14 protein-coding genes are annotated in these 15,660 nt (G+C 69.5%); all 14 read left to right on the forward strand.

Annotated features, from left to right (window positions below; translation table 11 throughout):
* Position 1: 1 nt before the first annotated feature.
* The 14 genes from ACMZ91_RS09970 (at position 2) to ACMZ91_RS10035 (ending at position 15,577) form a co-directional block, all read left to right on the forward strand.
* Positions 2–943 (forward strand): lysophospholipid acyltransferase family protein, encoded by a 942-nt coding sequence (locus tag ACMZ91_RS09970; RefSeq protein WP_049398628.1) that lies wholly within the window; start codon positions 2–4, stop codon positions 941–943.
* Positions 933–2,483 carry an HAL/PAL/TAL family ammonia-lyase gene (locus ACMZ91_RS09975; RefSeq protein WP_049462290.1) on the forward strand — a complete coding sequence of 517 codons (1,551 nt, stop codon included), beginning with the start codon at positions 933–935 and terminating at the stop codon, positions 2,481–2,483. Before ACMZ91_RS09970 ends, ACMZ91_RS09975 begins: the two co-directional genes overlap by 11 nt.
* Positions 2,470–2,901: an acyl-CoA thioesterase gene (locus ACMZ91_RS09980; RefSeq protein ID WP_049462291.1), complete on the forward strand. Its 432-nt coding sequence runs from the start codon at positions 2,470–2,472 to the stop codon at positions 2,899–2,901. The genes ACMZ91_RS09975 and ACMZ91_RS09980 overlap by 14 nt, the downstream gene beginning before the upstream one ends.
* Positions 2,898–3,527, forward strand: a complete 630-nt coding sequence (locus ACMZ91_RS09985) for an outer membrane lipoprotein carrier protein LolA (protein ID WP_049462292.1) — start codon at positions 2,898–2,900, stop codon at positions 3,525–3,527. The genes ACMZ91_RS09980 and ACMZ91_RS09985 overlap by 4 nt, the downstream gene beginning before the upstream one ends.
* Complete coding sequence (locus ACMZ91_RS09990; protein WP_049462293.1) at positions 3,520–5,874, forward strand: MMPL family transporter; 2,355 nt, start codon at positions 3,520–3,522, stop codon at positions 5,872–5,874. The genes ACMZ91_RS09985 and ACMZ91_RS09990 overlap by 8 nt, the downstream gene beginning before the upstream one ends.
* Before the next feature lie 53 nt (positions 5,875–5,927).
* Positions 5,928–7,178, forward strand: coding sequence for an NAD(P)/FAD-dependent oxidoreductase (locus ACMZ91_RS09995; protein WP_049462294.1), 1,251 nt, complete (start codon positions 5,928–5,930; stop codon positions 7,176–7,178).
* A complete protein-coding gene (locus ACMZ91_RS10000; protein WP_049462295.1) occupies positions 7,166–7,723 on the forward strand; it encodes a DUF3261 domain-containing protein in 558 nt (185 codons plus the stop codon). Before ACMZ91_RS09995 ends, ACMZ91_RS10000 begins: the two co-directional genes overlap by 13 nt.
* On the forward strand, positions 7,720–8,904 hold the full coding sequence (locus tag ACMZ91_RS10005; protein WP_049424190.1) for a beta-ketoacyl-[acyl-carrier-protein] synthase family protein: 1,185 nt from the start codon (positions 7,720–7,722) through the stop codon (positions 8,902–8,904). The genes ACMZ91_RS10000 and ACMZ91_RS10005 overlap by 4 nt, the downstream gene beginning before the upstream one ends.
* Positions 8,901–9,356 (forward strand): hotdog family protein, encoded by a 456-nt coding sequence (locus tag ACMZ91_RS10010; protein ID WP_049462296.1) that lies wholly within the window; start codon positions 8,901–8,903, stop codon positions 9,354–9,356. Before ACMZ91_RS10005 ends, ACMZ91_RS10010 begins: the two co-directional genes overlap by 4 nt.
* Positions 9,353–10,084 carry a 3-ketoacyl-ACP reductase FabG2 gene (locus tag ACMZ91_RS10015; protein ID WP_012512461.1) on the forward strand — a complete coding sequence of 244 codons (732 nt, stop codon included), beginning with the start codon at positions 9,353–9,355 and terminating at the stop codon, positions 10,082–10,084. The genes ACMZ91_RS10010 and ACMZ91_RS10015 overlap by 4 nt, the downstream gene beginning before the upstream one ends.
* Positions 10,084–11,322: a beta-ketoacyl-ACP synthase gene (locus tag ACMZ91_RS10020; protein WP_049462297.1), complete on the forward strand. Its 1,239-nt coding sequence runs from the start codon at positions 10,084–10,086 to the stop codon at positions 11,320–11,322. The genes ACMZ91_RS10015 and ACMZ91_RS10020 overlap by 1 nt, the downstream gene beginning before the upstream one ends.
* Positions 11,323–11,384: 62 nt before the next feature.
* A complete protein-coding gene (locus tag ACMZ91_RS10025; RefSeq protein WP_049454153.1) occupies positions 11,385–11,825 on the forward strand; it encodes a hypothetical protein in 441 nt (146 codons plus the stop codon).
* Positions 11,826–11,985: 160 nt separating this feature from the next.
* Entirely contained in the window at positions 11,986–12,246 is a 261-nt protein-coding gene (locus ACMZ91_RS10030) for a YcgL domain-containing protein (protein WP_010482302.1), read from the forward strand.
* Positions 12,239–15,577, forward strand: a complete 3,339-nt coding sequence (locus tag ACMZ91_RS10035; protein WP_414577635.1) for an ankyrin repeat domain-containing protein — start codon at positions 12,239–12,241, stop codon at positions 15,575–15,577. Before ACMZ91_RS10030 ends, ACMZ91_RS10035 begins: the two co-directional genes overlap by 8 nt.
* Positions 15,578–15,660 lie beyond the last annotated feature (83 nt).

The following is a 15,660-nucleotide window of genomic DNA, read 5'->3' on the forward strand; positions in this document are numbered from 1 at the left end:
GATGGCGGCCGCGCAGGGGGCCCCGCACTGGGCCGACATCGGCGAATCCACCTCGGTGGCCGGCGTGCTGTTCCTGTGCTGGGTGCACCGCTGGTTCGGGCGCTGGCCGTTCCGCCTGTGCGTGTGGCCGGTGGTGGCCTGCCACTGGCTGGGCAACCGCGTTGGCCGCCAGGCCTCGATGCAGTACCTGCAGCGGCTGCAGGCATACAGCGGCGTGCTCGGCCGCACGCCGACCCGGGGTGACAGCCTGCGCCACTTCTTCGCCTTCGCCGATACGATGCTGGACAAGATCCTCGGCCTGGGCGGGCGCTATCCGGCCGAACGCATCCATCTGCATCGCGACCTGGTGCTGGAGAAGATCGCGCGCCGCGAAGGCGGGCTGATCCTCACCGCGCACATCGGCTGCCTGGAACTGTGCCAGGTGCTGGCCGAACAGGTGCCGGGTTTCCGCATCACCGTGCTGGTGCACACCGCGCATGCGCAGCGCTTCAACCGCCTGCTGCAGCGGCTGGACCCGCTGGCGGCGGTGGAGCTGGTGCAGGTAACCGAAATGGGCCCGGCCACGGCAATGATGCTGGCCGAGCGCGTGGCGGCGGGTGGCTTCGTCGCCATCGTCGGCGACCGCACGCCGGTGCAGGGCGGCCGCAGCGTCACCGCCGATTTCCTTGGCCACCGCGCGCCGTTCCCGATCGGTGCCTACGTGCTCGCCGCCGCGCTGGGCTGCCCGGTCTACACGATGGCCTGCCTGCACCAGGGCGAGGGTTATCGCGTGGCGTTTGAACAGTTCGCCGAACGCATCGTGCTGCCGCGTGGCTCGCGCGATGCCGCACTGGCCGAACAGGCACAGCGCTTCGCGCGCTGGCTGGAACTCCAGGTCATCCAGTCCCCGTTGGACTGGTTCAACTTCTTCCCCTTCTGGGATCAGGCTCCGCATGACGACTGACGCCGTACCCGTGTGCCGCTTTGGCGATGCACCGTTGACCATTGAAGACGTGGTTGCCCTGGCCCAGCGCCAGTGCGAGGCCGCACTGAGCGACGCGCCTGCGTTCCGCGCGCATATCCAGCGCGGTGCCGACTTCCTCGACCGCCTGCTGCGCGAGGACGGCGTGATCTACGGCGTGACCACCGGCTACGGCGACTCGTGCACGGTGAACATCCCGCCGGCGCTGGTGGCTGAGCTGCCGCACCACCTGTACACCTACCACGGCTGTGGCCTGGGCCGTTACCTGGACCCGGTCGAGACCCGCGCGGTGCTGGCCGCGCGCCTGGCGTCGCTGGTGCGCGGCATGTCCGGTGTCAGCGTGCCGCTGCTGGAAGGCCTGGCCACACTGCTGCAGCACGACGTGCTGCCGATGATTCCGGCCGAGGGCTCGGTGGGTGCCAGCGGTGACCTGACCCCGCTGTCGTACGTGGCCGCGGTGCTGTGCGGCGAGCGCGAGGTGCTGCACGACGGCCGCGTGCAGCCGGCGGCGGATGTGCTGGCGAAGATCGGCATGACCCCGCTGAAGCTGCGGCCGAAGGAAGGCCTGGCGATCATGAACGGTACCGCGGTGATGACCGGCCTGGCCTGCCTGGCCTGGCAGCGCGCCGATTACCTGGCGCGCATGGCCACGCGGCTGACCGCGTTCAACGTGCTGGCCAGCGACGGCAACGCGCATCACTTCGACGAAACCCTGTTCGCCGCCAAGCCGCACCCGGGCCAGGGCCGCATCGCCGCGCGCCTGCGCAGCGACCTGCACAGCGAGCGTCCGCCGCGCAATGAACAGCGCCTGCAGGACCGCTACTCGCTGCGCTGCGCGCCGCATGTGATCGGCGTGCTGGAGGACAGCCTGCCGTTCCTGCGCCAGCTGATCGAAACCGAACTGAACAGCGCCAACGACAACCCGCTGATCGATGCTGACGGCGAGCGCATCCTGCACGGCGGTCATTTCTACGGCGGCCACATCGCGCTGGCGATGGACACCCTGAAGAACACCGTGGCCAACGTCGCCGACCTGCTCGACCGGCAGCTGGCGCTGGTGGTCGATGCCCGCTACAACCACGGCCTGCCGGCCAACCTGTCGGCGGCCACCGGCCCGCGCGCGGCCATCAACCATGGCCTGAAGGCGCTGCAGATCAGCGTTTCGGCATGGACCGCCGAAGCGCTGAAGCAGACCATGCCGGCCAGCGTGTTCTCGCGCTCCACCGAATGCCACAACCAGGACAAGGTCAGCATGGGCACCATTGCCGCGCGCGATTGCCTGCGCGTGATCGAGCTGACTGAACAGGTAGTGGCCGCGATGCTGATCGCTGCCCGCCAGGGCCTGGCGCTGCGCGAACGGGTTGGCCTGAACGCGCAGCTGCATGGCAGTCTGGCCGACATGTACGCCGACCTGGGGCAGCGCATCGCCCTGGTTGAAGAAGACCGCGCGCTGGATCGCGAACTGCGGGAACTGCTGGTGGAGATCCGCGCGCAACGTTGGGAGCTGTATGCCGGTGAATGAAGCAATCGAACGGGCCGGCGAGATTTCGCTGACCCCGGCCTTCCATGACTGCGATCCGATGAACGTGGTCTGGCATGGCAACTACTTCAAGTACTTCGAGATCGCGCGCTGCGCGCTGCTCGGCCGCTACGACTACGACTACCCGCAGATGCTCGAATCGGGCTACCTGTGGCCGGTGGTCGATGCGCGGGTGAAGTACGTGCGTCCGTTGCTGTTCAACCAGGCCCTGCGCGTGATCGCGCGCATCGTGGAATGGGAGAACCGGCTGAAGATCGAGTACGAGATCGTCGATGCGCAGAGCGGCCAGGTGCTGACCCGCGCGATGACCATCCAGGTTGCGGTGGACGCTGCCAGCAAGGAAATGCTGTACCAGTGCCCGCCGGTATTGTGGGAACGCCTGGGAGTGCCTGCGCCATGAGCCGAGCGAACCGTTTCGCCCGTGCGCTGCTGTGCGCGCTGCTGCTGGTGGCCGCACCGCTGGTGCAGGCCGCCGATCCGGCCATCGATGCGATCACCCAGGCGGTGGCGCGGCCGGATGTGCTGCGTGGCCAGTTCAGCCAGGAAAAGCAGGTCAGCGGCTTCAAGAATCCGCTGCGTTCGCAGGGCCGCTTCGTGGTCGCGCGTCAGCACGGCGTGATCTGGTCCACGCTCAAGCCGTTCCCCTCCGAGGTGGTGGTCACCGCCGACCGCATCCTCAGCCGCCAGCGCGATGGCAGCACCCGCGTCGAACTCGATGCACGGCAGCAACCGGCGATGCGTTCGGTGAACGCGATCATGTTCGCGCTGATGAGTGGCGACGTGCAGGCGCTGTCCAGCCAGTTCAACGTGGCGGCCAGCCGTGAAGGGCAGGGCTGGCGGCTGCGGCTGACGCCGAAGTCGGCGATGCTGGCCAAGGCGTTCCAGTCGCTGACCCTGCAGGGTGACCGCTACGTGCGCCAGGTCGAGATCGTCGAGGCCAACAAGGACCGCACGCAGATCCAGTTCAGCGCATTGAGCGAGGCACCGGCCACGCTCAACGCCGACGAGGCGCGCCGCTTTGAGTGAGGGTGCAGCATCGAACGCGCCGGACCGGTTGCGGCGCTGGTGGCACTGGCTGGGCATCGCCTGGCTGCTGGTGCTGGTGGTACTGGGCGCGCAGCAGTGGCACCTGTGGAGCCAGCAATCGCGGATCGACACCGACATCCTCGCCCTGCTGCCGCAGGATGCACACGACCGTCTGTTGAGCGATGTCACCCGGCGCATTGCCGATGGCAGTTCGCGGCAGGTGGTGGTGCTGCTGGGCGGCAAGGACGGCGCTGCCGCCAAGCGTGCGCAGGCCGCGTTTGCTGCAGCCATGGCCAAGGACGCCGATCACGCCCTGCTGGTACCCAGCGGCTCGATCGAAGGCTGGTTCGATGAGGCGCGCGCGTTCTACGCGCCGTACCGTGACCGCCTGCTGACCCCGGCCCAGCGCGAGCAGCTGCAGGGCAGCGAGCCGGGCGCGCTGGCCGAACAGGCGTTGGCCGCGCTGTACGGCCCGATGGGCGCGCCGCGCCTGACCGACTGGCGGCAGGACCCGTTGTCGCTGTGGCCGCAATGGTGGCAGCAGCAGGCGCAGGGGTCGGGGCTGCGGTTGGGCGATGACGGCCTGCTTGAAGCCGAGGGCAGGCACTGGGCCGTGCTGCAGTTCGATACGCCCGGCTCGGCGTTCCAGCTGGATGGCGAGCGCCATCTCGATGGCCTGCTGGAACGTGCCGGGCAGGCCGCAAAAGCAGCGGCGCCGGAGCTGGAAATCCTGCACGCCGGCGTGCCGCTGCATGCCGAGGCCGCCGCGGTGCAGGCCAACCAGGAGATCAACACCATCGGTTGGGGGTCGCTGGCGGCGGTGCTGCTGCTGGTGTGGCTGGCATTCCGCTCGCTGCGGCCGATCCTGCTGGTCGCCGCCTCACTGCTGATCGGTTGTGGCGTGGCGCTGGCGGTGACCGTGCTGGTGTTCGGCAAGGTGCACGTGCTGACCCTGGTGTTCGGTGCATCGCTGGTGGGCGTGGCCGAGGACTACGGCATTCACTGGTTCGCCTCGCGCCAGGCCGAGCCGGCCGATCGTCGCTGGAAACTGCTGCGGCATCTGCTGCCTGGCCTGTGGCTGGCCCTGCTGACCAGTGCGCTGGCCTACCTGGCATTGGGCCTGGCCCCGTTCCCGGGCCTGCGCCAGATGGCGCTGTTCTCGGTGGTCGGCCTGGCTGCCGCCTTCCTCACGGTGATCTTCTGGTTCCCGTGGCTGGATGGTGGCGAGATCCGCCAGACCCGCTTCTCGCAGTGGCTGGGCAACACGCTGGAGCGTTTCCCGCGCCTGCATGGCCGCCGCGCGGTGACGATGTTCGTGGTGATCACGCTGGCACTGTCTGCCATCGGCATCGCGCGCCTGCAGAGCAACGACGACCTGCGCAGCCTGCAGTCGTCGCCGCCGGCATTGATGGCGCAGCAGATCCGCCTGAGCCAGTTGCTGGGCATGCCCAGCCCGGCGCAGTTCTACCTGGTGCAGGGTGCCGATGCCGCGCAGCTGCTGCAGCGCGAAGAAGCGCTGACCGAACGCCTGCGTGTATTGGCCAACGACAAGCGCATTGGTGGCTATCGCGCGATCAGCGATTGGCTGCCGTCGCCGTCGCGCCAGCAGGCCGATGCCGCGCTGACCGCGAGGGTGGAACCCGGCGTGCTGTCGGCCGTGTCCGAGGCCGTGGGCGAGCCGCTGCAGCGACCGCAGTTCGCGGCCGCACCACTCAGCGCCGAAGCCTTCCTGGCCTCGCCGGCCTCGCAGCCGTTCCGTCACCTGTGGGTGGGTGAGGTCGGTGAGCAGATGATCAGCGTGGTGATGGTCGATGACCTGTCGCGCGCCGATGCGCTGGCCACCCTGCAGGGTGCGGCCGAAGGCCTGCCGGGCGTGCGCTGGGTGGACCGTACTGCCGACTTCTCCACGCTGCTGGGCCACTACCGCAAGCTGATGGGTGGGCTGCTGCTGGTCGGCATCGCGCTGGTGTTCGGCGCGCTGTGGCTGCGCTACCGCCGCCAGGCCTGGCGCGTGTTCGCACCGACCCTGATTGCCGGTGCCTTGACCCTGGGCCTGCTGGGTCTGTTCGGCCAGCCGCTGCAGCTGTTCAACGTGCTGGCACTGATGCTGCTGCTGGGCATGGGCATTGACTACGGCATCTTCCTGATCGAGCACCGTGGCGATGCCAGCGCCTGGCTGGCAGTGTGCGTGGGCGCGGCCAGCACCTGGCTGTCGTTCGGCCTGCTGGGCCTGTCGCAGACCCCAGCGCTGCGCGCGTTCGGCCTGACCCTGCTGTTCGGCATCGGCCTGGTCTGGCTGATCTCGCCGCTGTTCCGGCCGCCGCCACATGACCTGCCGCCAGCTTGAACCTGTCTTCCGACTTCCTTCTTTCCACCTGATCGAGCAACAAGGACGCACCGATGAATACTGCTGTGGATGCTGTCGAACGTACTGAAATCCTGATCATCGGTGCGGGCCCGGCCGGCTCGGTGGCCGCGGCGATGCTGCGCCAGCAGGGCCGCCAGGTGCTGATGCTGGAGCGCCAGCAGTTCCCGCGCTTCTCGATCGGTGAAAGCCTGCTGCCGCAGAGCATGGAGTACATCGAAGCGGCAGGCCTGCTGCAGGACGTGGTCGAAGCGGGCTTCCAGCACAAGAACGGCGCCGCGTTCGTGCATGGCGAGGCGCGCACCGCGTTCGACTTCAGGAAGAAGTTCTCGCCAGGTTGGGGCACCACCTACCAGGTGCAGCGCGCCGACTTCGACAACGTGCTGGCGCGCGGCGCCGAACGCATGGGCACCACGCTGCGCTTCGGTGATGAAGTGCTGTCGGTTGAAGCGGGCGAGCAGCCGGCGGTGACCGTGCGCCGTCCGGACGGCAGCGAGTACCGCATCGAAGCCGATTTCATCCTCGATGCATCCGGTTTCGCACGCCTGCTGCCGCGCCTGCTGCAGCTGGAATCGCCGTCCAACTTCCCGGTGCGCGGCGCGATCTTCTGCCACGTGCGCGACAACATTCCGGCCGAAGCGGACTTCGATCGCAACAAGATCCTGATCACCACCCATCCCGAGCACATCGACGTCTGGTACTGGACGATCCCGTTCTCCAACGGCTGCTGCTCGCTGGGCGTGGTCGCCGAGCCGTCGTTCTTCGAGCGCTACGAGGGCGACGACCTGCAGAAGCTGCAGGCCATCGTCGGCGAGGACCCCAACCTGACCCGGCTGCTGGCCAACGCCGAATGGGCGGTGCTGCCGGTGCGCCGCATCACCGGTTACTCGGCCAATGTCAGCTCGTTGTGGGGCCCGGGCTACGCCCTGCTGGGCAATGCCGGCGAGTTCCTCGACCCGGTGTTCTCCTCCGGCGTCACCATCGCCTTCAAGTCCGCGCAGCTGGCCAGCGAATGCCTGGCGCGCCGCTATGCCGGCGAAACCGTCGACTGGGAAGCTGAATTCTCGATCCCGCTGCGTGCCGGCGTGAAGACCTTCCGCCGCTTCGTTGAAAGCTGGTACGAGGGCGGCTTCCAGAAGATCATCTACCACCCGCAGCAGCAGCCCGAAGTACGCGACATGATCAGTTCCATCCTGGCCGGCTACGCCTGGGACACCAACAACCCGTATGTGGCCGACGAAAGCGGCCGCCGCATGCGCGTGCTGGAGCAGCTGTGCAGCGCCTGATCGCCCGTACCGCGGCCGTGCTGCTGTGCCTGCTGCTGGCCGCCTGTGCCGGCCGCATGCCCAAGCCATTGGTGGAACTGCCGCCGCTGCGCCTGTCGCCGGCCAGCCTGCCGGCGCCGCTGGCATTGCAGCAGCAGCTGCATTTCCGTTTCGGTACGCATGAGCGCGACCTGGATGCTCTGCTGGAAGCCGATGCGCAGCAGGTGCAGCTGGCGGTGCAGGCGATGGGCCAGACCGGCGTGCGCCTGCAGTGGGACGGCCAGCAGCTGACCCAGCAGCGCGCACCGTGGCTGCCGCCGCAGGTGCGTGCCGAGCGCGTGCTGGATGACCTGCAGTTCGCGCTGTGGCCGACCGCGGCCATTGCCGCCGCGTTGCCGGCAGGTTGGCAGGTCAGCGATGACCGCCGGCAGCGCAGCCTGTCGCGCGACGGCACGGTGTGGCTGCAGCTGCAGCGCCTGGACGATGGCAGCGTGCAGCTGGACAACCGCGCCGAAGGCTACGCCCTGCGCATCGAATCGATCGACATGGCCGGGCAGGACCGATGAGTGCACCGATCTACCTGAACGACCTGGGCGTGGTCTGTGCGCTCGGCGATGGCCGCGCCGCGGTCGCGTCGGCGATGTTCGCTGATGTGCCGGGTGGGCTCAGCGACAACGACAGCCTGCTGCCGGGGCGCACCCTGGCGCTGGGAGAGGTGCGCACGCCGCTGCCGGCGCTGGAGGACCTGCCGGTGGCCCTGCGCGGGCGCAACAACGCCCTGCTGGACGTGGCACTGGCGCAGATCGCACCAGCGGTGGCCGCCGCGATCGCCCGCCATGGTGCCGAGCGTGTGGCGGTGGTGCTGGGCACCAGCACCTCGGGCATTGGTGAATCCGAGCAGGCCCTGCGCACCCACGCCGAACAGGGCCAGTGGCCGCAGGGCTTCGATTACGCCCAGCAGGAAATGGGCACCGCCGCGCAGTTCGTGCGCCAGCGCAGTGGTGCACAGGGGCCGGCATGGACCCTGTCCACCGCCTGCTCGTCCAGCGCCAAGGCGCTGATGTCGGCCGCGCGCATGCTGCGCGCCGGCATCGTCGATGCGGTGATTGCCGGCGGTGCCGATTCGCTGTGCCGCTTCACCGTGGCCGGCTTCAGCGCGCTGGAATCGGTGTCGGCACTGCGCTGCAATCCGTTCTCGCAGCACCGCTCCGGCATCAACATCGGCGAGGGCGCCGCGCTGTTCCTGCTTACCCGCGAGCCGGGTCCGGTGTGCCTGGCCGGGTGGGGCGAATCGGCCGATGCCCATCACATGTCCGCCCCCGATCCGCAGGGGATGGGGGCCATCGACGCCCTGCAGCAGGCGCTGCTGCGCGCCGGCTGGGGCGCCGACGAAGTGGATTACGTGAACCTGCATGGCACCGCCACCGGGCACAACGATGCGATGGAAAGCCTGGCGGTCTCGCAGGTGCTGGGCAACGGCGTGCCGGCCAGTTCGACCAAGCCGCTGACCGGCCATACGCTGGGTGCCTCGGGCGCGATCGAGGCGGCGCTGTGCTGGATCCTGCTGGCCGAGAACCCACAGCAGCAGCTGCCGCCGCACTGGTGGGACGGCGTGCCCGACCCCGCACTGCCGGTGCTGCCGCTGGTCGCGCCGGGCTCCTGCCTGGCGCAGGCGCCGCGGCGGGTGCTGAGCAATTCGTTCGCCTTCGGCGGCAGCAATGCCGTGCTGGCACTGGAGCGTCGATGAACACGCTGTACGCGATCGAGGACGTGGTGCCGCACCGCCAGGACATGTGCCTGCTGGAGCGCATCACGCAGTGGGACCAGGACACCCTCGAGGCTGAACTGGTGGTGCCCGAATCCGGCCTGTTCGTGGAGAACGGCGAAGTGCCGGCGTGGGTCGGCATCGAATACATGGCGCAGGCCATCGCGGCCTGGGCCGGCTGCCGCGCGCGTGCGGCCGGCAAGCCGCAGCAGCTGGGCTTCCTGCTCGGCAGCCGCCGCTACAGCAGCGCGCGCAGCAGCTTCCCCAGCGGTTCGCGGCTGCGCGTACAGGCGCGCTGCGAGCTGTTGGGTGACAATGGATTGGGGATGTTCGCCTGCCGCATCCTGGCGGGCGAGGACGAATGGGCGACAGCCAACGTGTCGGTGTTCGAACCGGCCGACGCGATGGCCTATCTGGAGAGTGGACAGGCATGACAGGGAATCGAAGCGTGCTGGTGACCGGCGCCAGCCGGGGCATCGGCCGGGCCATCGCGCTGCGCATCGCGCGCGATGGCTTCGACGTGGTGGTGCATTGCCGCAGCCGCCTGGAAGAGGCACAGGCCGTGGTGGCCGAGATCCAGGCCATGGGCCAGCAGGCCCGCGTGCTGGCGTTCGACGTAGCCGACCGCGAGGCCGCACGCGCCGCGCTGGAGGCCGATGTCGAAGCGCACGGCGCGTACTACGGCGTGGTCTGCAATGCCGGTATTGCCCGTGATGGCGCCTTCCCGGCGCTGTCGGCGGAGGATTGGGACCAGGTCATCCACACCAACCTGGATGGCTTCTACAACGTGCTGCATCCGCTGATCATGCCGATGGTGCGGCGGCGCAAGCCGGGCCGCATCGTCACCCTGTCGTCGGTGTCCGGGCTGGCCGGCAACCGCGGCCAGGTCAACTACAGTGCCGCCAAGGCCGGCATCATCGGTGCCACCAAGGCGCTGGCACTGGAACTGGCCAGCCGCCAGATCACCGTCAACTGCGTGGCCCCGGGCCTGATCGAGACCGAAATGCTCAACGATGAAGTGATCGAACACGCGCTCAAGCTGATTCCCGCCGGCCGCGTCGGTCGTCCCGACGAAGTGGCGGCCACGGTGGCGTTCCTGCTGTCCGAGCCGGCCGGCTACATCACCCGCCAGGTGATCTCGGTGAACGGAGGCATGCTCTGATGGCTGCCGATCGTCGCGTGGTGGTCACCGGTGCGGCCGCCATCAGTCCGCTCGGCCACGACTGGCCCACCATCGAAGCGCACCTGCGCAGCTGCCGCAATGCCGTGCGCACGATGCCCGAATGGGATGTCTATGCCGGCCTGAACACCAAGCTGGCCGCGCCGGCGCAGGACTTCGAGCTGCCGCCGAACTACAACCGCAAGACCACCCGCTCGATGGGCAAGGTCGCGATCATGTCGGTGCGCGCCACCGAGGTGGCACTGCGCGAGGCTGGCCTGCACGAGCACCCGGTGCTGCGCAGTGGCCGTACCGGCGTGGCCTACGGTTCGTCCTCGGGCAGCCACGAGGCCACCGGTGAATTCGGCCGCATGCTCAACGAGTTCACCACCGACGGCATCAGTGCCACCACCTACCTGAAGATGATGAGCCACACCGCGCCGGTCAACATCGGTGTGTTCTTTGGTTTGTCCGGGCGCGTCTACACCACCTCCAGTGCCTGCACCTCGGGCAGCCAGGGCGTGGGCGCGGCCTACGAAGCGATCCGCAGCGGCAAGCAGACGGTGATGGTGGCTGGCGGTGCCGAGCAGCTCGATGCCACTGCCGCGGCAGTGTTCGACACCCTGTTCGCCACCAGTGTGCGCAATGATGCGCCGCAGACCACGCCGCGCCCGTTCGATGCCGGCCGCGATGGCCTGGTGCTGGGCGAGGGTGCCTGCACGCTGATCCTGGAAGACCTGGAGCACGCGCAGGCGCGCGGTGCCACCATCCTTGCCGAGGTGGTCGGCTACGGCACCAACAGCGATGGCCAGCACGTCACCCAGCCCAGTGCCGACACCATGGCCCAGGCCATGCGCCTGGCGCTGGAGGATGCCGGGCTGGACGCGGCGCAGATCGACTACGTCAACGCCCACGGCACCGCCACCGACCACGGTGACATCGCCGAGACCCAGGCCACCGCGCAGGTGTTCGGCAGCCGCATGCCGATCAGCTCGCTGAAGAGCTACGTCGGCCACATGCTGGGCGCCTGTGGTGCGTTCGAGGCCTGGATGAGCATCGAGATGATGCGCGCCGGCTGGTTCGCGCCCACCCTGAACCTGGCCGAGGTCGATCCACGCTGCGGCCAGCTCGACTTCATCACCGGGCAGGGCCGTGAACTGCAGGCTGAGTACGTGATGAGCAACAACTTCGCCTTCGGTGGCATCAACACCTCGCTGGTGTTCCGCCGCTGGAGCGAGTGATCCACCGCCCCACCACCGCTGTTCCCGCAACCTACCCGCACCCTCGACAAGGAGATGTTCCGATGCGCCGCACCCTGATGATCGCCACGGCCACCGCGCTGCTGGCCCTGACCTCCACCGCCTCCGCCCGCGACACCCGCGTGGAGCAGTCCCTGCAGGAACTGGTCAGCTCGCAGGCTGCCAAGGACGCCGGCATCGACGGCAGCGTCCGCTTCTACCTGGCCGGCCAGCCGGTCAGCGTGCAGCAGCGCCTGGGCGAAGACGTGACCAACAAGAAGACCAACGCCGCCAACAAGAGCGACGCCGAGGCCTGCCGCTGGGTTGCGCTGTCGGCGCTGCGCGCGCTGCAGGACGGTGCCAAGTCGCGCGGTGCCAACGCCGTGGTCGACATCGTCAGCTACTACAAGAAGAACGAGTTCAAGAGCAGCACCAACTACGAATGCTATGCCGGTGCGATCCTCGCCGGTGTCGCGCTGAAGGGCACCTACGCCAAGGTCAAGTAAGCGCCCGTGCGGCGGCGGCGTTGGCTGAACGCCGCCGCCACATTGCTGAATCCCGCCGGGGAAACGCCGCCGATCACGCCGCCATCGTCGGCTGACGGCTTTCCCCGGTGTCGGCTTTCCGACACAATCATGGCTCTTCCCGGGTTATCGTCCCGCGGACATGCACGCCTACGTCTATAAAAGCCAACTCAAGCCGGACACCTACGTCTACGTTCCCCGTCGCGATGATTTCAGCGCGCTGCCTGCGCCGCTGCTCACCTCGCTGGGGACGCTCGCCTTCGTCCTGGACGTGGCCCTGGATGCCCAGCGCCGCCTGGCCCAGGCCGATCCGGAAAAGGTCCGCAGCGAAATGAGCGAGCGCGGGTTCTACCTGCAGGTGCCGCCATCGGTGGCCAGCCTGATGCCGCGCCACTATGACTGACACGTCCCGTCCGCGCGCCCTGTCGATCGCCTTCGCCGTGGGTGCCGTGCTGGCGCTGGGCGCCGCTGTGGGCGGCGTTCCAGGCGCCATCCTTGCGGCACTGGCGCAGCCGGCGTTCGCGCTGGGTGTGTCGTGGTGGCGTCGCAGCCGCGCGCTGCTGCCGCTGAAGATCGTCGCGCGCCAGGACCTGCCGGCGCTGCTGGCGTTGTGGACGGCAGCGCCGCTGTTGCTGGCGCTGCTGCTGGCCTGGCCGCTGGCGGCGCTGCGTGACAGCGGCAGCCTGGCCGCGGTGCTGGGCCTGAGCGTGCTGGTCAGTGCCGGCCTGCTGGCGGCCTGGCGCACCTGGCCGCTGTGGAACGATGTCGAACGCCTGGATGGCAATCTCGCCCAGCATTGGCAGGCGCTGGCCGGACGCGACCTGACCGCCTGGCGCGGTCTCGGTGTCGCCGCGCTGGTGATCGCGCTGGCCGCGCTGGTGGTGCTGCCGGCCTGGCCGGGCCTGTTGCCGGAAGGCGCGCGCTGGCCCGCCGCGCTGGCGGTGGTGCTGCTGTCGCCGGTGCTGCACCTGCTGCTGCAGCGGGTCGCGCCCGCGCCGCTGGTGTCGCTGCGCCCCAGCCCGTTCGCAGCGGCCAGCAGCGAACAGGAACCGATGTTCCCCGCTGCGGCCGAAACCGCGCCGCTGGAGGCGATGGCGCCGCAGGAACTGACACCGGCGCTGTATGAAGCCGCGCGCCAGGGTCGCATCGACCGCGGCCTGCAGCTGCTTCAGGCCGGTGCCGATCCGTATGCGCTACCGGACCCGAACTGGCGCGACCAGCGCAGCCTGGCGGTGCTGGCGGCGGTGCTGCCGGACCTGCGCCTGCTGCGCGAACTGATCGCCCGCGGCGTCGATGTGAATGCGCCGCACCGGGGCATGACCCCGCTGCTGGCCGCCACCCGCGACAGCTGGCACGGCCGTCCCGAAGCGGTGATGACCCTGCTCGCCAACGGTGCCGATTCGCGTGCCATCGACAGCGATGGCAACACCCCGCTGCACCATGCCGCACGCAGTTCCGACCCGGGCGTGGCCGCGCTGCTGCGCGATGCCGCCGCCGAAGTCGACGCGCTGAACAACGAGGGCTGGTCGCCGCTGGCCGTGGCCTGCCAGGTCGGCAACTGGCGCCTGGCCCGCTTCCTGCTCGAACGCGGTGCGCGCAGCGAACCGGCCGAAGGCACCCCGGTGTTGCTGGCCGCGGCCGCCACCGAAGACGACGATCCGGCCGGCGTGCAGCTGCTGCTCAAGCACAAGGCGCGGGCTGACGCGCGTGATCGCCAGCGCCGCAGCGCGCTGCATGAGGCCGCACTGGCTGGCCACGTCGAGATCATTGGCGTGCTGCTGGGTGCCGGTGCCAATCTGGAAGCGCGCGATGCGCTGGGCCGTACGCCGTGGCTGGAAGCGGCCCGTGCCGGTCGCGCTGCCGTGGTCGAGCATCTGCTGCCGCACAAGCCGGATCTGGTTGCGGTGGACGGCGAAGGCCGCAATGCGGTGCAGCTGGCGGCGATGGCCGAGGATGTCTCGCCATTGCTGATCAAGCGCCTGGTCGAGCTGGGCATCGCCGCCGATGCCACCGATCCGGTTGGCCGCCGTGCGGTGGACTACGCCGCCGAAGCCGGTCGCTGGGCGATTGTGGCCCTGCTGGACCCGTCCTATCCGTTGCCGGCCGCCGTCAGCGATGGCCTGGCCGAGCGCGGCGAAGCCGCCAGCGCCAGTGGCCTGCTGCCGGACCGTCCGCCGCTGACCCTGCTGCGCGAGGCACTGGGCTTCGGCAACACCGATGGCATGGCGGCGCTGGCCAAGCTGTGCCAGCCGGAAGAACTGGGCGGCCTGCTGCTCGATCCGGAGCTGGCGCTGGAACCGCGTGCGGTCGACTGGCTGCTCGGCCACGGCGCCGACCCCTATGTGCGTGACGCCTGCGCCGACACGCCGATGTTCGCGCTGCTGTCGCGCGGCATCGACGCGGTGCCTGCGCTGCAGGTGATGCTGCAGAGGGGCCTGTCGCCGGCCGGACGCGGAGGCCTGGCGCGCTTCCTGGCCGCCTGTGCGCAGCACGACCAGGCCGCCCGTGGCCTGGAACAGCTGGCACTGGAGCTGCTGGAACGTGGCGCCGATCCGTTCGCGGCCTCGCCGGAGGGTGATCCGCCGCTGTCGCTGGCGGTGCGTCTGGGCTGGCTGCGCCTGCAGCAGGCCCTGCTCAAGGCCGGTGTCGATCGCGAAGCACGCGACAGCCACGGCATGACCGCATTGCATCTGGCCACCGCATTGGCCCGCGAAGGCGCGCTGAAGCTGCTGGTGCAGCACGGTGCCTCGCCGGAAGCACGTGCCGCCGATGGGCAGACGCCGCTGGGCGTGGCGCTGTCGATCGGTCGCCGTGACCTGGCCGACTGGCTCGACTGGCGGGTGTGGCCGTTGCCGCGCCGCACCCTGCGCGAGGCCGATCTGCCGGCCGCTGCGATGGCTGGTGACGTCGATGCGGTGCGCCGCCTGATCGATCTGGGATTTGCCGTCGACGCAGTCGACGCACAGGGCTGCACCGCGCTGCTGCGTGCGGCCGGTGGTGGCCATCTGGCAGTAACCGACCTGCTGCTGGCACGCGGCGCCGATCCGCAGCACGCCGCTGCCAGTGGTGCGACGCCGCTGTCGGCGGCGGTCAGCATGCGCCAGGTGGACATCGTTTCGGCCCTGCTCGACGCCGGGGCCAAGCTGGAACACCGCCTGCCGGGCGGGGTGACCGTGCTGATGCTGGCCTCGGCGCTGGGCCTGCCGGACATCGTCGCGCGCCTGCTCACCGCCGGTGCCGACGTGCATGCCGGTGACGCGCAGCAGCTGGGCCCGCTGCACTGTGCCGCGCTGTACGGTTTCAGTGCCCGCGACCGCTCGCGCTTGCTGGCCCTGCTCGACACCCTGCTGCTGGCCGGTGCCGAACCGGACCAGGCCGCCGCCGGTTCGGTCACGCCGCTGCTGCTGCTGCTGGGTGCGCGTGCCGAGCCGGGTACCGCCTGCGACGAGCAGGTGGTGATGGCGGCGGTAGAGCGCCTGCTGGACGAGGACGTGAGCCTGGACGTGCGTGATCCGCGCGGTTTCGGCCCGCTGCACCTGGCCGCGCTGCATGGTCTGCCGCTGCTGGTGCAGCGCCTGCTGCGCGCCGGTGCCGATCCGGAAGTGCGCGACAGCCTCAACCGCAGCCCGCGCGAGATCGCGGTGATGCGCGGCTTCATCGACGTGGCCGGCGAGTTCGAGCCGCGCGTGCCTGGCGTCTCGTCGATGGCGCGGTTCCTGCGCGACAACGGCTGATCCCTGGAAATGGGTAGTGCCGGCCGCTGGCCGGTAACCTCATGAAACCTCCGGGATCCCGAGGCTGCCGGCCAGCGGCCGGC

Source organism: Stenotrophomonas sp. FR024, from assembly GCF_047500745.2.
GTDB lineage: Bacteria > Pseudomonadota > Gammaproteobacteria > Xanthomonadales > Xanthomonadaceae > Stenotrophomonas > Stenotrophomonas maltophilia_A.